The sequence below is a fragment of the Micromonospora sp. NPDC049497 genome (genome assembly GCF_044465805.1).
Classification (GTDB): Bacteria; Actinomycetota; Actinomycetes; order Mycobacteriales; family Micromonosporaceae; genus Micromonospora.
Genome location: NZ_JBITMC010000015.1, coordinates 72,233 through 95,222 on the forward strand (window position 1 = coordinate 72,233; position 22,990 = coordinate 95,222).

Consider the following 22,990-nt stretch of genomic DNA (forward strand, 5'->3'; position numbering starts at 1 on the left):
GACTGCGAGGTCGATGCATTGGACGACTGATCAAATCACTCCTAGCGTCGATCGGGTGGTAATCACGAGAACTCGGTCGCCCATCCGTTCCAGCGTCGGCCTGAAGGCCGTCATGGCGGTGACGGGCATCATGCTGGTGCTGTTCCTCATCGCGCACATGCTCGGAAACCTCAAGGTCTTCACGGGCGCGACGTCCTTCAACCACTACGCGGAGTGGCTGCGCGAATTGGGCGCCCCACTGCTGCCGGGCGTGTGGGCCCTGTGGATGCTGCGGATCGGCCTCGTGGTGGCCGTGGTCGGCCACATCTGGGCCGCCACCACCCTCGCCCTGCGCGCCCGCGCCGCGCGGCCCGTGCAGTACGCGCACCGTAAGAAGGTCCAGGGCAGCTACGCGGCCCGCACGATGCGCTGGGGTGGTGTGATCATCCTGCTCTTCGTGATCTACCACATCCTGGACCTGACCACCGGCACGCTGAACCCGGTCGGCGACCCCACCCGCCCGTACGCCAACGTCGTCGCCGACTTCGCGCCGGAGCGGTGGTACGTCACGCTCTTCTACACCCTGGCGATCGTCTCCATCGGGTTCCACCTGCGCCACGGCATCTTCAGCGCGGTGCGCAGCCTCGGCCAGCAGACCCCGCGCGGCGAGCGTCGGGCGAAGAACGTCGCGCTGGTCTTCTCCGTCGCGCTGTGCGCCGGCTACCTGGTGGTCCCGTTCGCCGTACTCACCGGATTGGTGTCCTGACCATGGATCTCTTCACCGAGGGCGACCCGATCGCCGACACGAAGGCTCCCGAGGGCCCGGTCGAGAAGCGCTGGGAGACCCGCCGCTTCGAGGCCAAGCTGGTCAACCCGGCCAACCGCCGCAAGATGACCGTGATCGTGGTCGGCACCGGCCTGGCCGGCGGCTCGGCCGCCGCGACCCTCGCCGAGCAGGGTTACCGGGTCAAGTCCTACTGCTACCAGGACAGCCCGCGGCGGGCGCACTCGATCGCCGCGCAGGGTGGCATCAACGCCGCCAAGAACTACCGCAACGACGGTGACTCCGTGCACCGGCTGTTCTACGACACCGTCAAGGGCGGCGACTTCCGCTCCCGGGAGTCGAACGTGCACCGGCTGGCCGAGGTCTCGGTCAACATCATCGACCAGTGCGTGGCGCAGGGCGTCCCGTTCGCCCGCGAGTACGGCGGCCTGCTGGACACCCGCTCCTTCGGTGGCGCGCAGGTGCAGCGCACCTTCTACGCCCGGGGCCAGACGGGCCAGCAGCTGCTGCTGGGCGCGTACCAGGCGCTGGAGCGGCAGATCGGCCTGGGCAACGTGGAGATGAACGCCCGGCACGAGATGCTGGAGCTGGTCGTCGTCGACGGCAAGGCCCGGGGCATCGTCGTCCGGGACCTGGTCACCGGCGAGATCACCACCGAGTTCGCGGACGCCGTCGTGCTCGCCTCCGGCGGCTACGGCAACGTCTTCTACCTCTCCACCAACGCCAAGGGCTGCAACGTCACCGCCACCTGGCGGGCGCACCGCAAGGGCGCGTACTTCGCCAACCCCTGCTACACGCAGATCCACCCCACGTGCATCCCGGTCTCCGGCGACCACCAGTCGAAGCTGACCCTGATGAGCGAGTCGCTGCGCAACGACGGCCGGGTGTGGGTGCCCAAGGCCAAGGACGACGACCGCGCGCCGCGGGAAATCCCCGAGGACGAACGCGACTACTACCTGGAGCGGATCTACCCGTCGTTCGGCAACCTGGTGCCCCGGGACATCGCCTCCCGGGCCGCCAAGAACGTCTGCGACGAGGGCCGCGGCGTCGGGCCGAGCAAGCTCGGCGTCTACCTGGACTTCGCCGACGCCATCGACCGCCTCGGCCGCAAGGCCATCGAGGCGAAGTACGGCAACCTCTTCGAGATGTACGAGCGGATCACCGGCGAGGACCCGTACGAGGTCCCGATGCGGATCTACCCGGCCGTGCACTACACGATGGGCGGCCTGTGGGTCGACTACGACCTCCAGTCGAGCATCCCCGGCCTGTTCGTGATCGGTGAGGCCAACTTCTCCGACCACGGCGCGAACCGGCTCGGCGCCTCGGCGCTGATGCAGGGCCTCGCCGACGGCTACTTCGTGCTGCCCACCACGATCGCCAACTACCTGGCCGCCGGCCCGTTCGAGCCGGTCGAGGCCAGCAACCCGGCGGTGGTCCAGGCGCGGCGTGACGTCGAGGACCGGATCCAGCGGCTGCTGGCGGTCAACGGCGACCGGACCGTCGACTCGTTCCACCGCGAGCTGGGCCAGATCATGTGGGAGCACTGCGGCATGGAGCGCTCCGAGCCCGGGCTCCGCAAGGCGATCGACGAGATCCGGGCGCTGCGCGAGCAGTTCTGGCAGCGGGTGCGCGTGCCGGGTGACGGCGAGGGACTCAACCAGTCGCTGGAGAAGGCCGGCCGGGTGGCCGACTTCTTCGAACTGGCCGAGCTGATGTGCATCGACGCCCTGCACCGCGAGGAGTCCTGCGGCGGCCACTTCCGGGCCGAGCACCAGACGCCCGACGGTGAGGCGCAGCGCGACGACGACCGGTTCGCGTACGTCGCGGCCTGGGAGTTCACCGCGACCGGCGAGCCCGCGGTGCTGCACAAGGAAGACCTGAACTTCGAATACGTCCACCCCACGCAGCGGAGCTACAAGTGAACCTGACCCTGCGCATCTGGCGCCAGTCCGGCCCCGAGGACAAGGGTCGGATGGTGACCTACAAGGTCGACGACGTCTCACCGGACATGTCGTTCCTGGAGATGCTCGACGTGCTCAACGAGCGGCTGATCCTCGCCGGCGAGGAGCCGGTGGCGTTCGACCACGACTGCCGCGAGGGCATCTGCGGCATGTGCGGCCTCATGATCAACGGCAACGCGCACGGGCCGCAGCGCGGCACCACCGCCTGCCAGCTGCACATGCGGCAGTTCGCCGACGGCGACACGATCGACATCGAGCCCTGGCGGGCCCGGGCCTTCCCGGTCGTCAAGGACCTGGTCGTCGACCGGAACGCCTTCGACAAGATCATCGCCGCTGGTGGGTACATCACCGCGCCCACCGGCAGCGCCCCCGAGGCCCACTCCACCCCCGTGGCCAAGGTCAACGCCGACGCCGCCTTCGAGTCGGCGGCCTGCATCGGCTGCGGCGCCTGCGTGGCGGCCTGCCCCAACGGCTCCGGCATGCTGTTCACCGCCGCCAAGGTCACCCAGCTCTCGCTGCTGCCGCAGGGCCAGCCGGAGCGGTACACCCGGGTGATCGGCATGGTCGACGCCCACGACGAGGCCGGCTTCGGTGGCTGCACCAACGCCGGTGAGTGCACCGTGGTGTGCCCGAAGGGCATCCCGCTGAACACCATCGGGCGGCTCAACCGGGACTACCTGGCCGCCACCCGCAAGGGCGGCGGGGGCAACACCCCCGGTTCCTGACCCTCTCGGTCCCGGCCCGGCTCCGTGGCCCGGGCCCGGCTCGTCGGCGAGACCGCCGTACCCGATGGGTGCGGCGGCCTCGCCGTACCTGCTCCGACCACCAGCGCGGTCCGCGCACTGTCGAGCTGAGCGATCCACCCGGGTTCGGTGAAGTCGGGGTGTCGCGCGGCCTGCGATGGACCGACTTCAGTGCACCCGAGTGGATCAGCCGCGTCGGCCACCGTGAGGGGCCCCGTCGATCCCACCCGCCCGATCCATCGGCGACATCAGGTCGACAGGAGCCGGGTACACCGGGTCGGCGACGTCCCGACCAGACCCCGACGCCCCGAGGCCGGAGGCCCGAGGCCCGAGGCCCGACGCCCGAGGCCCCGCGACCGGGCCGCTGCGGCGTGCCGGGCGGAGGTCGGTTCAAGTCCTCGTGGGCGGGTAGCACCTCGGGGGACGGCGACGACGAGGGGACACACCGGCATGAAGGCACTGACCTGGCAGGGCAAGCGGGACGTACGGGTCGAAGAGGTGCCCGACCCCCGGATCGAGGAGCCGACCGACGCGATCGTCCGGATCACCTCCACCGCCATCTGCGGCTCCGACCTGCACCTCTACGAGGTGCTCGGGCCGTTCCTGAAGCCGGGTGACGTGCTCGGCCACGAGCCCATGGGCATCGTCGAGGAGGTCGGCCCGGGGGTGACCCGGCTGAAGCCCGGCGACCGGGTGGTCGTCCCGTTCAACATCTCCTGCGGCTCCTGCTGGATGTGCGACCGCCAGCTGTACGCGCAGTGCGAGACCACCCAGGTCACCTCCGAGGGCAAGGGCGCCGCGCTGTTCGGCTACACCTCGCTGTACGGGTCGGTGCCCGGCGGGCAGGCGGAGTACCTGCGGGTGCCACACGCCCAGTTCGGCCCGATCAAGGTGCCCGAGACGGGGCCGGACGAGCGGTGGCTCTACCTGTCGGACATCCTGCCGACCGCGTGGCAGGCCGTGAAGTACGCCGACACGCCGCCCGGCGGCACCCTGGCCGTCTTCGGCCTCGGGCCGGTGGGCCAGCTCGCCGCCCGCATCGGACGGCACCTCGGCGCGGGTCGGGTCATCGGCCTGGACCTGGTGCCGGAGCGGCTGGAGATGGCCCGCCGGCACGGCATCGAGGTGCTCGACGTCACCGAACTGGACGACGTGCCGGGCGCGCTGATCGACCTGGTCGACGGGCGTGGCCCGGACGCGGTGATCGAGGCCGTCGGCATGGAGGCGCACGGCTCCACCACCGGCAAGCTCGCCCAGACCGCCGCCGGCCTGCTGCCGGACAAGCTCGCCCAGACGATGACGGACAAGGTCGGCGTGGACCGGCTCGTCGTGCTCAAGGCCGCCCTGAAGGCCGTCCGGCGCGGCGGCACGGTCTCGATCTCCGGCGTGTACGGCGGTGAGGTCGACCCGATGCCGCTGATGGAGATGTTCGACCGGGGCATCCAGCTGCGGATGGGCCAGTGCCACGTGCGCCGCTGGACCGACGAGATCCTGCCGCTGCTCTCCGGCGACGACGACCCGCTGGGCGTGGAGGACCTGCGGACCCACCGGGTGCCGTTGCGGCGGGCGCCGGAGGCGTACGAGATGTTCCAGAAGAAGCAGGACGGGTGCGTCAAGGTCGTGCTCGAGCCGTGAGCCGTACGGTGGTCGTCACCGGCGCGACCAGCGGGATCGGCCGGGCGGCGGCCCGGGAGTTCGCGGAGCGCGGGGACCGTCTGGTCCTCGCGGCCCGCTCTCCCGACACTCTCGCCGACGTCCGCGCGGAGTGCGAGAAGGTCGGCGCGGAGGTGCTGGACGTACCGACGGACGTCACGGCCGACGGCGCCGTGGCGGCGCTGGCCGACGCCGCGGTCGAACGGTTCGGCGGCGTGGACGTGTGGGTGCACACGGCCGCGGTGATGGCGTACGGGCGCTTCGACGAGACCCCGGAGCGGGTCTTCGAGCAGGTGGTCCGCACCGACCTGCTCGCGGCCGCGGCGGTGGCCCGGGTGGCGTTGCGGCACTTCCGCGCGAACGGCGGCGGGACCCTGATCCTCACCGGATCGGTGCTGGGGCACATCACCGCGCCCTTCATGAGCGGGTACGTGGCCAGCAAGTGGGGCCTGCAGGGGCTGGCGCGGGCGTTGCAGCAGGAGGCCCGGGAGACGCCCGGCGTCAACGTCTGCATCGTCAGCCCGGGCAGTGTGGACACGCCCGTCTACCAGCAGGCGGCCAACTACCTGGGACGGATCGGACGGCCGCCGCCGCCGATCACCACGCCGGAGCGGGTGGCGCGGGCGATCGTGGACTGCGCGGACCGACCCCGGCGGGAGGTGTCGGTGGGCCGGCTCAACGTGGTCATGCGGTTCGGGTTCACGGTCCTGCCCGGCGCCTACGACGTCCTCGTCGTACCCCTGATGCGCCTCGCCGGGCTGAGCAACCGGCCGGTCGAGCCGCACGAGGGAGCCGTGTTCACGCCGAACCCGGCCGGCGAGTCGGTGCGCGGCGGCTGGCGGCCCGACCTCGCGCAGGTGGTGCGCGGTGTCGGCGCACTGCCCGCGACCATCGGCGGCGTGGTCCGGCGGCGACTGCGGTGAGCGGGTCGTGCGGGATCACCGGCGTCGATCGATTCGCCTAGGGTGGTGGGCCGGGAAGCGATCCGGCCCACCACGACGGGAGAGACGATTGACCATTCGGGTGAACCGCAGGACGGCACTGGGACTGGGCACGGTGGCCACCGCGGGGACGGTGCTCGGCGCCGCCGGCCCCGCCACCGCCGCGACCGAGGGCACCGAACCGGCCCCGGCCACACCGGTGCAGGCCGCCGGCCGCGTCGCCGCCGCCTACGAGCGGGAGACCGCCCGGGCGGGCGGCAACTGGCAGGCGTACGTCAGCGTCGCCGACCCGGCCGGTGAGCCGGTGGTCGCGGTGGCCGACGAGGCCGACCGTCGGATCGAGGCGTACAGCGTCAACAAGGTCGCGGTCGCCGTGGCGGTGCTCGACAAGGTGGACCGTGGCCTGCTCACCCTCGACCAGCGCGTCGAGGTCACCGCGGCGATCGTGGTGCCGGGCGGTGACGGCATCTTCGGGCTGGACGGCGCGTACCCCAGCTCGGTGACCCTCGGTCACGCGCTGGCCGCCCTGCTGACCGTCTCCGACGACACCGCCGTCCGGCTCTGCGGCCTGGTCTGCCCGGCGGCGGAACTCAACCAGATCCTGCGGGACAAGGGCTTCCCCGACACGCAGGTGCAGCCGGTGGCCAACCCGAACCGGTTCTTCCTCGGCACCAGCACGCCCCGCGAGACCCACGACCTGCTGCGGGCGCTGGTGGGCGGGACGCTGCTGTCCCCCGCGTCGACCGCGTACGTGCTGAGGCTGCTGCGCTCCCCCATCGCGTACACCGACGGGATCCGGCGGGAGATGTCGTCGGCGCAGCGGGCCCGGATCGCCACCAAGGCCGGCTGGTTCGGCGACGCCCGGCACGAGGCCGGCGTCATCTTCGACGCGGCCGGGGCGCCCGTGCTCACGTACGCCCTCTTCGCCGACGGTCAGGCCGGCGCGGACGACTTCGGTGCCACCCACCCGGCGGTGGCGGCCCGGGCCCGGCTCGGCCGCCGCCTCCTCGCGGCGGTCGACCGCCTCCCTGGCGTGGGCGCCACCCACCGGACGGCCCCGCACCGCCCCAGCAACGGCGGCTGACGGTGTAAGGAAGGGCCCCTTCCTAACGCCTGCGGTAGAGCAGGGGCCCCTTCTTAACACCGGGAGCTACCGTGTACGTCGGGACTCGGGCGGAAGGACGGCGATGACGGCACCGGAGAGCGGAGACCTGGAGCGATCGCTCGGGCGGCGGATGAGCGGGGCGGCCGGCCTTGCCGCGCTCGCCGGCCTGGCCTGGGTGGCCCGCGACGTGCCGCTGGCCCTCGGCGGCCGGCTGGTCGGGGCCCGGGCCGAGCGGGCCGCCCGTTCGCCGCAGTTCCGCGACGGCACCTTCCGCAACCCCGCGAGCAGCCGACCGATGGCCGGTACACCGGACCGGAGCCTGATCCGGGAGCTGATCTTCGGTAAGCAGAAGCGCCGGCCGAGCAGCGCCGTGCCGCTGCTGCGTCCCGCCGAGCGGCGACTCGACGGCGACGACGCGCACACCGAACTCGGCATCGTCTGGTACGGGCACGCGTCCGTGCTGGTCGAGATCGAGGGCCGCCGGGTGCTGCTCGACCCGGTGTGGAGCGAGCGGTGCTCCCCGTCGGCGACGGTCGGGCCGAGGCGGCTGCACGAACCCCCGGTACGCCTGGACGAGCTGCCCCGGCTCGACGCGATCCTGATTTCCCACGACCACTACGACCACCTCGACCTGGCCACCGTGCGGGAGCTGACCGCCCGCCAGTCCGCGCCGTTCGTGGTGCCGCTCGGTGTGGGCGCGCACCTCGACCGGTGGGGCGTACCGGCCGACCGGATCATCGAGCTGGACTGGTCGGAGAGCCACGACGTCGGCGGCATCGAGCTGATCGCCACGCCCGCCCAGCACTTCTCCGGCCGGGGCCTGCGCCGTGACGGCACGCTCTGGAGCTCCTGGGTGATCGCCGGCGCGCACCGGAAGGTCTTCTACACCGGCGACTCCGGCTACTTCCCGGGGTACGCGCAGATCGGCGCCGAGCACGGCCCGTTCGACGTGACGCTCATGCAGATCGGCGCTTACGACCGGGCGTGGCCGAGCATCCACATGTTCCCCGAGGAGGCCGTCTCCGCCCACCTCGACCTGCGCGGCGGACTGATGATCCCGGTGCACTGGGCGACGTTCAACCTCGCCCTGCACGACTGGTCCGACCCGGTGAACCGGATCTGGGCCGAGGCCAAGAACCGGGACGTCCGGCTCGCGGTGCCCCGCCCCGGCGAGCGGGTGGTGGTGGACGATCCGCCGGCCGTGGACGGCTGGTGGCAGGCCGTCGCCTGAGCCCCTACAGGACGAAGGCGTCGGTCCAGAGGGCGCCGGAGCGGCCGGACAGCGCGTCCAGCATCGCCACCGCCTGACCGTCGGTGAGCTGCGCGACGAAGTCGACGATCGCCCGGCCGCGGGCCTTGCCGATCCGGTCCGGCGTACGCGGGTGCAGCTCCGCCTCGGCCAGCTCGACGAGGTCGTGCAGGCGCCGGGGCAGCCGGGACTCCTCGGCCGGGTCGAGCAGCCACTCCCACAGCGCCTCGACCAGCGTGCCCAGCAGTTGTGCCTGACCGCGCTGGTGCAGGGCCAGATCCGGGCGGGCCAGCACGAACCGGTGGTGCACGAACTTGAGCACCTGCACCTCGTGCCACTGGGCCGGGGCGAGCAGCACGTGCCCCGATCGCACCGAGGGGTGCTCGACCACGGTGATCGCGTCGACGAACCGTGTGGTCCAGCGGGCGGAGAAGCGGGCCACGTACTGCTCGGCCTCGATCGAGCCGTCGAACGGCATCGCGAGCAGCCCCTCCACCAGCTCCTCGCGGACGTGCTCGACGGCGGCGGCGAACGCGTCGTCGTCGGCGATCCAGCCGTCCTTGCGGTGCAACTGGCGGCGCAGCCGCTCGATCGCCGCGCCGGGCCGGCGGGCCGCCCCGGCCAGCGCCGGTCCGGTGATCGCCCGGAAGTGGCCGCTCTCCCGCTGCCAGGCGGTCAGTTCGGCGGCCACCGCCCCCTGCTGGAGCACACCGACCCGGTAGAAGTCCTCCACGTCGTGGATGGCGTACGCGACGTCGTCGGCGGTGTCCATCACCGACGCCTCGACGGTCTGCTGCCAGTCGGCGATCCGCCCGACGAACGGCTCGCGGGCCTGGCGCAGGTCGTCGACCTCGGTGCGGTACGCCCCGAACTTCAGCGATCCGCTGTCCGGGTCGTCGGGCGGCGGGGTGGCCCCGCGCGGCGCCGGGTCCAGCAGGCGGGGGTGCGGGTCCGGGTGGTCCAGTCGGGTCCACGGGTACTTCAGCAGGGCGGCGCGGACCGCCGCGGTGAGGTCCAGGCCGGTGGTCGCGGCGCCGCGGATCTCGGTGGAGGTGACGATCCGGTACGACTGGGCGTTGCCCTCGAAGCCGTCGGTGAGCCCGAGCCGGTGCCGGGCCAGCCGGTCCAGCACCCGCTCCCCGAGGTGCCCGAAGGGCGGGTGGCCGAGGTCGTGGGCGAGCGCGGCGGCCTCCACCACGTCCGGGTCGCAGCCGCCGAGCTTCTCCAGCAGGTCGCGGTGCGCCGCGTCGGCGGTGAGCCGCTCGGCGATCGCCCGGGCCACCTGGGCGACCTTCAGGCTGTGGGTGAGCCGGTTGTGCACCAGCAGGCCCGAGCCGCCGGGGCTGACGACCTGGGTGACGCCGTTCAGCCGGGCGAAGAAGGGCGAGGCGACGATCCGGTCCCGGTCGGCCCGGAACGGGCTCGCGGCCAGGTCACCGAGGGTTCGGGCACTGCCGCCGAACAGCCGCCGCGCCCGGGGCTCCGCAGGTGGTTCCATGATCGCCACGCTAGCGCGGCAGAATGCAGGGCGGAAACCACTCCCGAAGGCGGATCGAGATCGTGACCCTCTCTGTTCATCAGCGGATCGCCGAGGAGCTCGGCGTCGCCGAGCGCCAGGTACGCGCGGCCGTGGAGCTGCTCGACGGCGGCGCCACGGTGCCGTTCATCGCCCGCTACCGCAAGGAGGCCACCGGCCTGCTCGACGACAGCCAGCTACGAACGCTGGAGGAGCGGCTGCGCTACCTGCGCGAGCTGGACGAACGGCGTACGGCGGTGCTGGAGTCGATCCGCGGCCAGGGCAAGCTCGACGAGGCCCTGGAAGCGCAGATCATGGCGGCCGACTCGAAGTCCCGCCTGGAGGACATCTACCTGCCCTACAAGCCGAAGCGGCGGACCCGGGCGCAGATCGCCCGCGAGGCGGGACTGGAGCCGCTGGCCGAGTCGCTGCTGGCCGACCCGTCGCAGGACCCGAGGACCGTCGCCGCCGGCTTCGTCGACGCGGAGAAGGGCGTCGCGGACGCCGCAGCCGCGCTGGAGGGCGCCCGCGCCATCCTCATCGAGCGCTTCGCCGAGGACGCCGACCTCATCGGCACCCTGCGCGAGCAGATGTGGTCGCGGGGCCGGCTGGTCTCCCGCGTACGCGAGGGGCAGGAGACGGCCGGCGCCAAGTTCGCCGACTACTTCGACTTCGCCGAGCCGTACCCGAAGCTGCCGTCGCACCGGATCCTCGCCATGTTCCGGGGTGAGAAGGAGGGCGTGCTCGACCTGACCATGGACCCGGAGTCCGACGGTGACTCCGACGCGGCGGTGACCGGCCCGACGCGCTACGAGGCGGCCATCGCCGGCCGCTTCGGCGTCCGCGACGCCGGCCGCCCCGGCGACCGGTGGCTCACCGACACGGTGCGCTGGGCCTGGCGTACGCGGATCCTCATCCACCTCGGCGCGGACCTGCGGATGCGGCTGTGGCAGGCCGCCGAGGAGGAGGCCGTCCGGGTCTTCGCCACCAACCTGCGGGACCTGCTGCTCGCCGCGCCGGCCGGCGCCCGGCCGACGATGGGGCTGGACCCGGGCCTGCGGACCGGCGTGAAGGTGGCGGTGGTGGACGGCACCGGCAAGGTGGTCGCCACCGACACCATCTACCCGCACGAGCCGCGCCGGCAGTGGGACGCCTCCATCGACACCCTGGCGAAACTGGCCGCCGCGCACGGCGTCGAGCTGGTGGCGATCGGCAACGGCACCGCCAGCCGGGAGACCGACAAGCTGGCCGGTGAGCTGATCAAGCGGCATCCGGAGCTGCCGCTGACCAAGGTGGTGGTGTCCGAGGCGGGCGCGTCGGTCTACTCCGCGTCCGCGTACGCCTCCCAGGAGCTCCCGGGCCTGGACGTCTCGCTGCGCGGCGCGGTGTCCATCGCCCGCCGCCTGCAGGACCCGCTCGCGGAGCTGGTGAAGATCGACCCGCGTTCGATCGGCGTCGGGCAGTACCAGCACGACCTGTCCGAGGTGAAGCTGTCGCGCTCGCTGGACGCGGTCGTCGAGGACTGCGTGAACGCGGTCGGCGTGGACGTGAACACCGCCTCCGCACCGCTGCTCACCCGCGTCTCCGGCATCGGCGCCGGCCTGGCCGAGAACATCGTGCTGCACCGGGACGCCAACGGGCCGTTCCGCACCCGCGGGGAGTTGAAGAAGGTCGCCCGGCTCGGCCCGAAGGCGTTCGAGCAGTGCGCGGGCTTCCTGCGCATCCCCGGCGGCGACGACCCGCTGGACTCCTCCAGCGTGCACCCCGAGGCGTACCCGGTGGTGCGGCGCATCCTCGCCGGCACCGGCCAGGACCTGCGCGGGCTGATCGGGAAGTCGGCGATCCTGCGGGGCCTGCGCGCCACCGACTTCGTCGACGAGCGGTTCGGCCTGCCCACCGTCACCGACATCCTCGCCGAGCTGGAGAAGCCGGGCCGGGACCCGCGCCCGGAGTTCCGTACCGCGACCTTCGTCGAGGGCGTCGAGAAGATCGGCGACCTCACTCCCGGCATGATCCTGGAGGGCGTCGTCACCAACGTCGCGGCGTTCGGCGCGTTCGTCGACGTCGGGGTGCACCAGGACGGCCTGGTGCACGTCTCGGCCATGTCCCGGACGTTCGTCAAGGACCCCCGCGAGGTGGTCAAGTCCGGCGACGTGGTGCGGGTGAAGGTGCTCGACGTCGACGTACCCCGAAAGCGCATCTCGCTGACGCTCCGCCTCGAGGACGACGCGGACGCCGGGCGCGGCGGGGCGCAGGGTGGCGGACGCGAGCGCGGGCCCGGCGGTCGGGGTCCGGACGCCGGCGGTCGGGGCGGATCCGGGGCGTCCGGACGCACATCCGGCTCCCCCGCCGGCCGCAATGGTGGGCAGCGCCAACGGCAGGGCCGCAGTGGTGGCAGTGGTGGCAGTGGTGGCGCACCGGCACCGGTCAACGACGCCATGGCCGAGGCACTGCGGCGCGCTGGCCTCGCCTGACGACACGCCGCCACGCGAGCGCGGCGTGGGTGAGGTGGGGTGGTTCGACCGTGTCGAGCTGCCCCACCGGGTGGGGCACGGCTGCGGCCCGACACCGCCCGCGGCCCCGCACCGCCCCGGCAAGATGTCTGTCGTACCTGCGTCCGGATTGTCCGACCACCGGGCGCGCGGCGCGGCACGGCACGGCTCCGGCGCCGGTCTCACGATGGGGCAGCTCGACAGCGGCGCGGTAACGGACGCCGCTCCCGGTCCACGGCGCCGTACCGGGCGAGCGAACCCAGCGGTACCGGCGGTCGGGACGGGCGGTGGACCCAGGAAGACGGTGGTCGTACCGTCGGGGTCGTGGCATCCGAGGACGGCCTGGACTGGCGGGAGCGGCAGCGACGGGCGGTGTCGGCGCACGCGGCGGCCGACGAGCGGCGCCGGGCGGCGGAGCAGGCCGAGGCGGCGGAGCTGGTGGCCCGGTTCGTCGCCGAGGCGGTCCGGCGCGGGCTGCCGACCACCCGCCTCACCGCACGGTCGTACGACGGGCGGAGCCGGTACCGGACCGCGCTGCGCGGGTGGTACGTGGACCGGGCCCGCAGCCGTGCCGTGGACACCGACGGCCGGTTCCATCTGCTGACCGTGCCCGGTGGCCTGCGAGCCCGGCTGTTCGGGGCCGACCCGCAGCCCAGCCCACCGCCGCTGGTCGTCGGCGCGGGAGGACGCGACGGCGAGTCGATCCCGTTGGAGGTCCTGCTCGCCCGGCGGCTCGACGGCGGCGGTTCCTGACGCCGGTCAGCGCGCGGAGGAGCCCCGTCGGGCCACGTACGCCCACCAACCGCCCTGCACCGCGAGCGTGAGCAGCCCGGCCAGCACGATCGCGCAGATGTTGATCACGAGTTGCAGGGCCGAGCCGGCCGCCTCGTGCCACACCCCGTACGCGACGGCGACCGCGACGTTCGCGGCGGCCGGCACGGTGGTCACCGAGATCAGCACGCCGACCAGCGAACCGGACTTCTTCGCGGTCAGGGACAGCATGCCGGCCACGCCGGCGAGCAGGCCGACCACCCAGGACAGGGCGTCGGGGTGCCAGATGAAGCTGGTCAGCGGGCGCTCGGCCTCCAACATCTCACGACTGACCAGGTCGGCGGCGGTGAGCGCCCAGGTGCTCAGCACGGTCGCCAGCATGGCGACGACGAAGCCCACCAGCAGCGCCTGCACGGAGCGGACGATCGTCCGGGGCTTGCGTCGCAGCAGCGCCACACAGAGCGCCGCGAGGGGCCCGAACTCGGGGCCGACGACCATCGCGCCGACGATGAGGATCGGCTGGTCCAGCAGGACGCCGATGCCTGCGATCATCGTGGCGACGGTGATCAGCACCAGGTAAGTGCCGGACAGCACCGTCTGCTCACCGGTCTTGGCGGCGATCTCGTCCCAGACCACCGCGTCCTCGCCGTGCCCCGGCGCGTCGTGGGCGGCCTTCCGGGCGGACGCCGAGAGGGTCAGCTCGACGTCGTCCGCGGAGATTCCGCCGCGCGCCTCGACCCCGAGGTCCTGGAGCTGACCCAGCAGACGGTCGGCACTCTCCCGGACCACGTCGCACAGGATCAGGTCGCCCCTGGGCTGGCGGGCCGCGCCGGGCACGACCACCAGGTGGGCCACTCCCGGGTCGTCGGCGAGCAGGTCGGCCACCGCGTCCGAGCGGTCGGGCGGCGCGATGATCCGCAGGTGCAGCAACGTCGTCCCCGTCGTGAGCGCCGGTAGAGCCGCCGAGCACTCTACTGCCGCCCGAGCAGGGCCGCCGGGACAGCGTGCGGCGGCGACGCGCCCGGTCGCGTGTCCCCGGGGCGGCGTAGGCGGTTAAGACCCTGGGCTGCCCAGTTGTCACGATTCCTCAGACGTGAGCGGTTCGTGCCGGCTACAACACTCCTGTCGGTTTTTGTTTCGCTCTTGTGGAGGTCGAGCTGTGTCGCTACCCGGTCACGTGGTCGCACCCCAACGAGATCGGCACACCCGGCAGGACCGGGTCAAGCGTGCTGTCGACGTGGTCGGCGCGGCGGCACTGCTGCTGGCCGCGCTGCCGATCCTCGTGGTGGTGGCGGTCCTCGTCGCCGCCGGGCTCGGCCGGCCCGTGCTGTTCCGTCAGTGCCGGGCCGGGCAGTACGGCCGCCCGTTCGAGCTGGTCAAGTTCCGCACCATGCACGCGCCGGACCCGCGCCGGGGACGCGCCTCCGACGGTGACCGGCTGACGCCGCTGGGCCGGTGGTTGCGCGCCACCAGCCTCGACGAGCTGCCGACGCTCTGGAACGTGCTGCGGGGCGACATGAGCCTGGTGGGCCCCCGGCCGCTGCTCAGCCACTACCTCGACCGCTACTCCCCCACCCAGGCGCGCCGGCACGAGGTGCGGCCCGGCGTGACCGGGCTGGCTCAGGTGCGTGGGCGCAACGCGCTGAGCTGGGAGGAGAAGTTCGAGCACGACGTCTGGTACGTCGACAACCGGAGCCTCCGGCTGGACGTCCGGATCCTGGTGGAGACCGCACGCACGGTGGTGCGCCGGGACGGCATCAGCGCCACCGGAGTGGCGACCGCGCCCGAGTTTCTGGGCAACGCCGGCTGGTCCCGGCGTGACCGGACACCGGTATGACGGCGGACCCGGGACGCCAAGAACGTCTTTCACCATTTTTGTTCACCGCGCGGCGCAACCGGCCGCGCCTGCGGGGCGAGCACCGCCTCCCGGAAGGGGACCGATGAACCGGACCGTCCACCTGTCACCGCCCGACGTCGGGCCACTCGAGGAGTCGTACCTGCTGGCCGCGCTCCGCTCCGGCTGGGTGGCGCCGGTCGGTCCGGACCTGGAGGCCTTCGAGCGCGAGGTGGCGGCACGGGTCGGCACGCGGGGCGCGGTCGCCGTCAGCTCCGGCACCGCCGCACTGCACCTGGCGCTGCTCGGGGTAGGGGTCGGGCCGGGCCAGGTCGTCCTGGTCCCCACCCTCACCTTCGTCGCCACGGCCAACGCGGTCGCCTACACCGGTGCCCGGCCGGTCTTCGTCGACTGCGACCCCCGGGACGGCAACGTCGACGTGGCGCTCGTCGCCGAAGCGCTGCACCGGCTGCGCGCGGAGAACGAGCGGGTCGGCGCGGTGGTGCCGGTGGACATGTTCGGCGCCTGCGTCGACTACACGGCGCTGTTGCCGGTCTGCGCGGAGGCGGGCGTACCGGTGGTGGAGGACGCCGCCGAGGCGCTCGGCGCCACCCACCAGGGACGGCCGGCCGGATCCTTCGGCCGGGTGGGCGCGTTGTCGTTCAACGGGAACAAGATCATAACGACCTCCGGCGGGGGGATGCTGGTCTCCGACGACACCGCGCTGCTCGCCCACGCCCGTCACCTCGCCACCCAGGCTCGCGAGCCGGTGCCGCACTACGAGCACCGGGAGACCGGCTACAACTACCGGCTCAGCAACCTGCTCGCCGCGCTCGGCCGGGCCCAGCTCGTCCGGCTGGACGGGATGATCGCCCGGCGGCGCGTCCTGCGCGACCGGTACGCCAAGCTCTTCGCCCCGGTGCCCGGAGTCCGACTGCTCGGCGACGGGGAGGGCACCGGAAACTGTTGGCTGACCAGCATCGTCGTCGACCCCGCGCAGGCCGGCTGGCGGGCCGCCGACCTCGGTGCCCACCTGGCCGGACACGGCATCGAGACCCGTCCGGTGTGGAAGCCGATGCACCTGCAACCCGTGTTCGCCGGCGCCCGCGCTTTCCTCACCGGCGCCGCCGAGCGGCTCTTCGCCGACGGGCTCACCCTGCCCAGCGGGTCCGCCCTCGACGACACGCAGGTCGACCGTGTGCTCGCCGCCGTCGAGGAGTTCACCACCGCCCGGGCGGGAGCGACCGCGGCATGACCACGAACCTGGTGATCGTCGGCTGCGGCGGTCACGGCCGCGAGGTGCTGGGCATCGTCCGAGCCGTCAACGACGCCGCCCACACGCCGGTCTGGCGTCCGCTCGGCTTCGTCGACGACCGCCCCTCGGAGATCAACCTCAAGTGTGTGCAGCGACTGGACGTGCCGTACCTCGGCGGGCTGGACCGGCTGCGCGACCTGCCGCCGGACACCCACCTGGTGATCGGCATCGGCGACCCGCGGGTCCGTCGCGCGGTGGGCGGCCGGCTCGCCGCCCCCGGGCTGCCCGCCGGGAGCGTCGTCCACCCGGACGCCACGGTCGGCCCGGACCTCAAGTACGGCGCGGGCCTGGTGGTCTTCGCCGGCGCCCGGGTCACCACCAACGTGACCCTCGGCCGGCACGTCCACCTCAACCAGAACGCGACCGTCGGCCACGACAGCCGACTCGACGACTACGTCTCGGTCAACCCACTGGCCGCCGTGTCCGGTGACTGCCACCTCGCCGAGGGCGTGCTGGTCGGCACGACCGCCGCCGTCCTGCAGGGACTGCGGGTCGGCGCGGGCAGCGTGGTCGGTGCCGGCGCCTGCGTGGTCCGGGACGTCCCCGCCGACGTCGTGGTCAAGGGAGTGCCGGCGCGATGAGCAACGGAACGACACTCACCCGGCCGCCCGCCGGAGCCGACTCGCGGTCGTACGCGGCGGCGCCCCCCGGCCACGGGCGGCACACGGCGCCCGGCCCCGGCCTGGCCGGGCTGGTCGGTGCCGCCGCCAGCACCGCCGGCGCCCGCGTCGGCTCGCTGCTGATCAGCCTCGTCGCCGGGGTGCTGTCGGCACGCGCGCTCGGCCCGCACGACCGCGGTCTGCTCGCCGTAGCGATCGCCTGCTCCGCCGTCTTCAGCACCCTCTGCGCCGTCGGTCTGGACACCGCGAACCTTCGCCTGGCCGGGCGCTCGACCGCCGCGCACCGGCACACCGTACGGGCCAGCCTCCGCTACGCCGTCACCCTCGGCTCCGGCGTGGCCGCGCTGTGGGCGGTGGCCGGCCTGACCGTCGCGGAGCCGGTCCGCCTCGGCCTGGATCCGCTCACCTTCGGGATCGCCACGGCCCTCTGCCCGGTGGTGCTGCTCAGCGCGCTGCTCGGGGCCACCGAGATCGGCCGTGGCCGGGCCCCCGCGTACAACCTGGTCGTGGTGGCCTCCCTCGTCACCTACCTGGCCGGTCTGGCGGCCCTCGTCGCCACCGGCCGGACCACGCCCGCCACGGTGATGGCGGTGTACGCCGCCGGCCAGGTCGTCGGGCTGGCCGCCCTGCTGGTCCGGTCCCGGTCGGCCGGGCCGGTCGACGGGAACCCCCTGACGAACGTCGAGTACCGCTCCTCGGCCCGCCGGGCCTACCTGCCGAACCTCGCGCAGTTCGGCATGATCCGCACCCAGGTCCCGGTGCTCCAGCTGCTGGTCGGGGCGAGCGCGGTCGGCGTCTACTCGGTCGCGCTCGCGCTGGCCGAGGTCCTGCTGATCATTCCGATCGCGGTGAGCCTGATTCTGGTACCGACCGTCGCCAACGGGGCCGCCTCCTGGCGGTCGGTGGCCCGGCTCGGCGGGGGCACGCTGCTGCTCACCGCCGTAGGAGCGGGAGTTCTCGCCCTGGCCGGTCCTCATGTGGTGCCACTGCTCTTCGGGCACGAGTTCGACCCCGCAGTGCCCGTGCTGTGGGCACTGCTGCCCGGCGTGGCGATCTTCTCCCTGGCCCGGGTGGCGCAGAGCTACCTCACGGCGGTCGATCGGCCGGTGGCGACGACGGTGGCCGCGGTCACCGCGGCGCTGGTCGGCCTCGGTGGCATGGCGGTGCTGGTGCCCCGGTTCGGGGCGGTCGGCGCCGGCCTGGCCGGCAGCGCGGGCTACCTGGTCTACGCCGCGGTGATCGCACCAGCCTTCCTGCGTGCCGACCCGGCCCGCGCCGGCCGACGCCGGACGGCCAGAGCGCCCCGCACGCGGGTCTGGAACGCACGACCGTTGCTGGTCATCGCGCTCGTCCCCGTCGTGGCCGCCGCCTGCGGCGTCGCCGCGACGAAACTGGACGGACTGCCGATCCCGCTGCCAATGGTGGTGGCCGGGGTCGCGGTGTTCCTGGCGGTGCTGCTGGTGCCCGTACTCGGCCTCGTCGGTCTCGCCGTCGGCGCCCCGGCCGGTCAACTTCCCGAACCGTTCGCCGTCGGCACGTCGTCGCTGCTCCTGCTCATCCTCTGCTGCCTGGCCGGGACGCTGCTGCGCCGACAGATCTCCTGGCGGGACCCCCGCTGCACGGTCCTGGTCGCCGTCCTGGTCTCCGTACTGGTGCTCGGCGCCGTGCTCAGCAACCCGCAGCTGGCACCGCTCGCCGCGATCGGGTCGGTCGCGGTGGTGGCGGTCCCGCTGGTCTGCCTTCCCCTGATCTCCCGCGGTGGGCCGGCCGACCACCGGGCGCTGCTCGCCTTCGCCTTCGCCGCCACCGGCGTCGGCCTGCTACACGCGGTCGCGATCATCCGACGCGGCGGACCGCAGGAGATCGTCGAGATCGCCAACACGAGCGTCAACCGCAACGTGTGGGGGCCGATGCTCGTTCTCGCGCTGGCCATCCTGCTGAGCCGACTCACCCGCCCCACCCCGATCGTGCTCCGGATCGCGGCGCTGGCCGCTCTGCCGGCGATCGCGGTCGCGTTGGGGTACTCGTACAGCCGCTCGTCGTACCTGGGGGCGGGTGCGGTGCTCGTCTGCTTCGCGCTGCGCCGGCTCGTCCGAGCCGGTCTCTGGGTGGGCGCGACCGTCGCGGTGGCAGCGGCGCTCGGTGTCACCACCACACTGGTGCCGAGGACGATCGTGGACCGGGTCACCGAGACCACCGCCGACGGCGACCTCGACGTCTCCTCCGCGCTCCGGGTCGACCTCTGGTCGGCGGCCATCGAGATGAGCAAGGACTTCCCCGCCTTCGGTGTCGGCTACCTCGGCTACAACGGCCGCCTGCCGGAGTACTTCGTCCAGCACTTCACCGCCTCCTGGTACCAGCCCAGCTCGCAGATGCACCTCCTGGCGCACCCGCACAACTTCTTCCTCACCGTCCTGGCGGAGACGGGCGTGGTCGGCGCGCTGCTGCTCGGCGGCCTGCTCTGGCTGGTCTACCGCCGCGTCTGGCGGGACTACCGGGCCCGGATCGGCTGGGCCGCCGAGGGCGCACTGTTGGCCGGCATCGGCATCGCCGTCTCCTCCCTGACCGGCGAACCGCTGCTCGCCCTGCCGGTCCTCATTCCCTTCGTGCTCCTGCACGCCGTAGCGACCCGGAGAACCACATGACATCCGCCCGCCGCCCCGACGACCGTCCACTGCGGGTCCTCCAGGTGACCACCACCCCGGACGGGGGGTCGTGGTTCCACGATCAGGTGGTCGGGCTGACCCGGCGCGGGCACCACGTCCGTGCGGTGGTGCCCGCCGAAGGCTCCCTCGCGACCCGCCTGCGCTCCGCCGGTGTTCCCACCGAGATCGTGCCGCTGTGCGGCTGGCGACCCCGCCAACTGCCCCGCGTGGCCGCCGCCGAACTGCGGCTGGTCCGGCTGATCCGAGAGTTCCGGCCAGACGTGGTGCACGCCCACCTGCTCAAGGCGAACGTGGCGTGCCGGATCGCGAGCCTCGCCGGCGGCAGCAACCTGCACATCAACCAGGTCACCGGAATCAACCACCTGCGCAGCCCGATCCTGCGCCGGATCGACCTGGCAACCCTCTCCCGCGCCGACGTGCTGATCGGTTCGTGCACCGCGTTCGCCGACCGCTACCGCCGGTACGGGGCCCGCCGGGTCGCCGTCAGCCACTACGGCTGCGACGTCCGCAGACTCGACCCCGCCATCCCAGGCGACGCCTTCCGCAGGGAGTTCGGCCTCACCCTGGACACCCCCACCGTCGGAATGGTGGCGCACATGTACCCGACCCGGCTCAAGGCGTTCCGGGAGATCGGCGTCAAGGGGCACGAGGTGCTGCTGGACGCCGTGCCCCGGCTGCTCGCCCAGGTACCGGGAGTGCACGTGTTCGTCGTCGGCGACGAGTTTGTCGGCACCGGCGACTACCGGCGGGCGCTGGAGGACCGAGCCACACGCCTGGGGGTCGCCGACCGCGTGCACTTCACCGGCCATCGCTCGGACATCCAGAACGTGCTGGCCGCGATGGACGTCCTGGTCAACCCGTCCCTGGAGGAGTCCGCCTGCTACGCGATGATCGAGGCGCTCCTGATGGAGAAGGGTGCGGTGGCCAGCGACGTCGGCGGTCTGCCGGACACCGTGCAGCACGGGGAGACCGGCCTGCTGGTGCCCCCGGGGGACGCGGCTGCCCTGGCCGACGCCGTCGCCGAACTGCTGACCGACCCGGTGCGTCGCCGCGAGATGGGCCGCCTCGGCCGGGTCCGCTGCCTCGATCGGTTCGACATCGAACGGACCGTCGCCGACGTCGAGGCCGTGTACCGGGAGGCGCTCGCCGAGCGCGCGGGCGTGCGGTGGTGACCGCGGTTCGCACCCTGCTCGCCCGGGGCGTACGCGACCTGCGAGTGCGCCGCTATCCGGTGACGCCCGACCCCCGGCGGGACGGGCGCGGCCCGTACCCGCTGGTCTGGACGGACCTGCCCGGCGGCACCGGACTGGACGACGACGGCGTGGTGGTGGCGGTCGGCCCGTCCGGCGAGCGGTACCCGAACCCGGTCTCCATGTGCCTGTACGCGCTCGGCGAGCACAGCCGGGCGCTCGCCACCCCCGGGCCCGACCCGGAACGCTTCGGCGCGTTCCTGACGCAAGCCACGTGGCTGCGGACGCACCAGGACGCGAGCGGCGGCTGGCGCTACCCGGTACCGGTACCCCGCTACGGCGTCGCGCCGGGGTGGTACTCCGGGATGGCGCAGGGCATGGGGGCCTCCACCCTGCTGCGGGCGCACGACCTGACCGGCGACCGGTCCTTCCTGGACGCGGCCGACAGTGCGATCGACCTGCTGCTGCTTCCGGTGTCGCGGGGCGGCTGCGCCGACTACGACCGGCAGGGCCGGCCGTTCCTGGAGGAGTGCCCCTCGGACCCGCCGAGCCGGGTGCTCAACGGCGCCCTGTTCGCGCTCGTCGGCCTCGTGGAACACCAGCACCGGCGGGGCGGCGACGCTCACCGGCTCGCCGCCGACCGGCTCGCCGCCGAGCTTGACCACTTCGACCTGGGCTGGTGGTCCCGTTACGACCTGCGCTGGCCCTGGCCGGCGTCGGCGAACTACCACGCGCTGCACGTGTCGCTACTGCGGGCCGCAGGCGCACTGACCGGACTGGACGTCTTCGAACGTATGGGCGAGCGCTGGCGTCGTGATCTCCGTGACCCACGCCGTCACCTTCGGGCGCGGCTGGTCAAGGCGGCCCGGGTCTGGCAGCACCGGCATGGCTGAGCCGGGTGGCGGTCGTACCGCCGAGGTGGCGGACGCCGACCGGCCGGGCGCGGTGGCGCCGGCCGTGGTGCTGTTGCTCGGGCCGGCGCACTCGGTGCACACCCGACGCTGGGCCAGCGCGCTCGCCGGACGCGGGCACCGGGTGGTGGTGACCGGCTGGGCGCCGGCCGCGCCGCTGCCCGGCGTGGAGATCCGGGTACCCGGTGCGGGCGGGCGGGCGCCCGGCGGGCCGGTGGGCGGGGCGTGGCGGCTGCTGACCACCGGCTGGTGGCTGCGCCGGCAGGTTCGCCGGCTCCGGCCGGACGTGGTGCACGTGCACTCGGTGGGACGGGCCGGCCTGCTCTCCCTGGCCCTTCCCCGCGACGCCGTACGGGTGGTGACGCCGTGGGGCAGCGAACTGCGGACGGCGACCTCGTCCCGGTTGCGCGGCTGGGTCACCCGACGCGCGTTCCGGCGGGCCGACCTGGTGCTTCCCACGTCGGCGTCGGTCACCGCGGAGGTGACGACGCGGTACCGGATCCCGGCGTCGCGCACCGCCACGCTGTCCTGGGGGGTCGACGACTCCCTGTTCCGGCTCCGGGACACCGTGCGACGCGCGGACGTCCGCCGGGGCCTCGGCGTACCCGTCGACGCCACCGTGGTGCTCGCGCCGCGCGGGGTCTCTCCGGTGTACCGGACCGACGACGTCCTGCGGGCCTTCACCCAGGTGGCCGCCGAGCGGCCGGACCTGCACCTGGTGGTGCTGGCCGGGCACGAGCCGGCCGAGCCGGGCGCGGCACGGGCGCGGGCCGACGGGCTGCTCCGGGCGACGGAGCGGGCGGAGCAGCTCCCGGAACGGGTGACGCTCGTCCCGCGGACCCTGACCCCGGCGGAGACGTTCGCCCTGATGTGCGCCAGTGACGTCGTCGTCTCGGTGCCCCGGTCGGACCAGCGCAGCTCGTCGGTGCTGGAGGCGGCGCTCGCGGGCTGCCGCCTGCTCCTGGCCGACCTTCCGCCGTACCGGGAGCTGCGGGCCGACGGGCTGGTCGCGGACCTGGTGGCCGAACCGCTGGCACCCCGGCTGGCCGACGCGTTGCGTGCGGTCGGGCCCCTGGCGCCCGCGCAGCGGTCGACCAACGCCGACCTCATCCAGGCCACCGAGACCTGGTCCCGGCAGGTGTCGGCGATGCAGGGCCTGTACCGCCGGCTCTGCGCGGAAGGCCGTCGCCGTGGCCGGTCGGCGCGACACCGTCCCCGTTCCGGGGAGCATTCGTAACCACATCGCACACCAAGGACGAA

At 73.3% G+C, this 22,990-nt stretch carries 17 protein-coding genes and 1 pseudogene; 16 read left to right on the forward strand and 2 right to left on the reverse strand.

Features of this window, described 5'->3' with window-relative positions; genetic code table 11:
• The first annotated feature begins 13 nt into the window (after nt 1–13).
• From ACIBR0_RS20660 to ACIBR0_RS20690, 7 genes are all read left to right on the forward strand, one after another.
• Nucleotides 14–745 carry a succinate dehydrogenase cytochrome b subunit gene (locus ACIBR0_RS20660; RefSeq protein ID WP_396717892.1) on the forward strand — a complete coding sequence of 244 codons (732 nt, stop codon included), beginning with the start codon at nt 14–16 and terminating at the stop codon, nt 743–745.
• A 2-nt stretch (nt 746–747) separates the two neighbouring features.
• Complete coding sequence (locus ACIBR0_RS20665) at nt 748–2,685, forward strand: fumarate reductase/succinate dehydrogenase flavoprotein subunit (protein ID WP_396717894.1); 1,938 nt, start codon at nt 748–750, stop codon at nt 2,683–2,685.
• Complete coding sequence (locus ACIBR0_RS20670; protein ID WP_396717897.1) at nt 2,682–3,449, forward strand: succinate dehydrogenase/fumarate reductase iron-sulfur subunit; 768 nt, start codon at nt 2,682–2,684, stop codon at nt 3,447–3,449. Before ACIBR0_RS20665 ends, ACIBR0_RS20670 begins: the two co-directional genes overlap by 4 nt.
• 468 nt (nt 3,450–3,917) lie before the next feature.
• Complete coding sequence (locus ACIBR0_RS20675) at nt 3,918–5,102, forward strand: zinc-dependent alcohol dehydrogenase (RefSeq protein WP_396717899.1); 1,185 nt, start codon at nt 3,918–3,920, stop codon at nt 5,100–5,102.
• Nucleotides 5,099–6,043: an SDR family NAD(P)-dependent oxidoreductase gene (locus tag ACIBR0_RS20680; RefSeq protein ID WP_396717901.1), complete on the forward strand. Its 945-nt coding sequence runs from the start codon at nt 5,099–5,101 to the stop codon at nt 6,041–6,043. The genes ACIBR0_RS20675 and ACIBR0_RS20680 overlap by 4 nt, the downstream gene beginning before the upstream one ends.
• Nucleotides 6,044–6,131: 88 nt before the next feature.
• On the forward strand, nt 6,132–7,145 hold the full coding sequence (locus tag ACIBR0_RS20685) for a serine hydrolase (RefSeq protein WP_396717904.1): 1,014 nt from the start codon (nt 6,132–6,134) through the stop codon (nt 7,143–7,145).
• Between the two features lie 103 nt (nt 7,146–7,248).
• Nucleotides 7,249–8,397 carry an MBL fold metallo-hydrolase gene (locus ACIBR0_RS20690; protein ID WP_396717906.1) on the forward strand — a complete coding sequence of 383 codons (1,149 nt, stop codon included), beginning with the start codon at nt 7,249–7,251 and terminating at the stop codon, nt 8,395–8,397.
• 4 nt (nt 8,398–8,401) lie between these two features.
• Here ACIBR0_RS20690 and ACIBR0_RS20695 read toward each other — a convergent pair whose 3' ends face one another.
• Entirely contained in the window at nt 8,402–9,913 is a 1,512-nt protein-coding gene (locus tag ACIBR0_RS20695) for a deoxyguanosinetriphosphate triphosphohydrolase family protein (protein WP_396717909.1), read from the reverse strand.
• Between ACIBR0_RS20695 and ACIBR0_RS20700 the strand changes: the two are divergent.
• Together ACIBR0_RS20700 and ACIBR0_RS20705 are read left to right on the forward strand one after the other, a co-directional pair.
• Nucleotides 9,912–12,405: pseudogene (locus ACIBR0_RS20700) on the forward strand (Tex family protein). The gene ACIBR0_RS20695 and the pseudogene ACIBR0_RS20700 overlap by 2 nt on opposite strands.
• Before the next feature lie 342 nt (nt 12,406–12,747).
• The gene (locus tag ACIBR0_RS20705) at nt 12,748–13,176 is read left to right on the forward strand and encodes a hypothetical protein (RefSeq protein ID WP_396717912.1); all 429 of its coding nucleotides are present in this window, start codon (nt 12,748–12,750) and stop codon (nt 13,174–13,176) included.
• A gap of 6 nt (nt 13,177–13,182) precedes the next feature.
• On the opposite strand, the gene ACIBR0_RS20710 is transcribed toward ACIBR0_RS20705, so the two are convergent.
• Nucleotides 13,183–14,124 (reverse strand): DUF389 domain-containing protein, encoded by a 942-nt coding sequence (locus ACIBR0_RS20710; protein ID WP_396717915.1) that lies wholly within the window; start codon nt 14,122–14,124, stop codon nt 13,183–13,185.
• A gap of 229 nt (nt 14,125–14,353) precedes the next feature.
• Between ACIBR0_RS20710 and ACIBR0_RS20715 the strand changes: the two genes are divergently transcribed.
• The 7 genes from ACIBR0_RS20715 (at nt 14,354) to ACIBR0_RS20745 (ending at nt 22,967) form a co-directional block, all read left to right on the forward strand.
• Nucleotides 14,354–15,031 carry a sugar transferase gene (locus ACIBR0_RS20715; protein ID WP_396717917.1) on the forward strand — a complete coding sequence of 226 codons (678 nt, stop codon included), beginning with the start codon at nt 14,354–14,356 and terminating at the stop codon, nt 15,029–15,031.
• 103 nt (nt 15,032–15,134) lie between these two features.
• The gene (locus ACIBR0_RS20720) at nt 15,135–16,283 is read left to right on the forward strand and encodes a DegT/DnrJ/EryC1/StrS family aminotransferase (protein ID WP_396717919.1); all 1,149 of its coding nucleotides are present in this window, start codon (nt 15,135–15,137) and stop codon (nt 16,281–16,283) included.
• The gene (locus ACIBR0_RS20725) at nt 16,280–16,924 is read left to right on the forward strand and encodes an acetyltransferase (protein WP_396717922.1); all 645 of its coding nucleotides are present in this window, start codon (nt 16,280–16,282) and stop codon (nt 16,922–16,924) included. Before ACIBR0_RS20720 ends, ACIBR0_RS20725 begins: the two co-directional genes overlap by 4 nt.
• The gene (locus ACIBR0_RS20730; RefSeq protein WP_396717924.1) at nt 16,921–19,608 is read left to right on the forward strand and encodes an O-antigen ligase family protein; all 2,688 of its coding nucleotides are present in this window, start codon (nt 16,921–16,923) and stop codon (nt 19,606–19,608) included. Before ACIBR0_RS20725 ends, ACIBR0_RS20730 begins: the two co-directional genes overlap by 4 nt.
• On the forward strand, nt 19,605–20,801 hold the full coding sequence (locus tag ACIBR0_RS20735) for a glycosyltransferase family 4 protein (RefSeq protein WP_396717927.1): 1,197 nt from the start codon (nt 19,605–19,607) through the stop codon (nt 20,799–20,801). The genes ACIBR0_RS20730 and ACIBR0_RS20735 overlap by 4 nt, the downstream gene beginning before the upstream one ends.
• Complete coding sequence (locus tag ACIBR0_RS20740) at nt 20,798–21,712, forward strand: D-glucuronyl C5-epimerase family protein (RefSeq protein ID WP_396717930.1); 915 nt, start codon at nt 20,798–20,800, stop codon at nt 21,710–21,712. The genes ACIBR0_RS20735 and ACIBR0_RS20740 overlap by 4 nt, the downstream gene beginning before the upstream one ends.
• Nucleotides 21,705–22,967, forward strand: a complete 1,263-nt coding sequence (locus ACIBR0_RS20745; protein WP_396717932.1) for a glycosyltransferase family 4 protein — start codon at nt 21,705–21,707, stop codon at nt 22,965–22,967. The genes ACIBR0_RS20740 and ACIBR0_RS20745 overlap by 8 nt, the downstream gene beginning before the upstream one ends.
• The last annotated feature ends 23 nt before the right edge of the window (nt 22,968–22,990 follow it).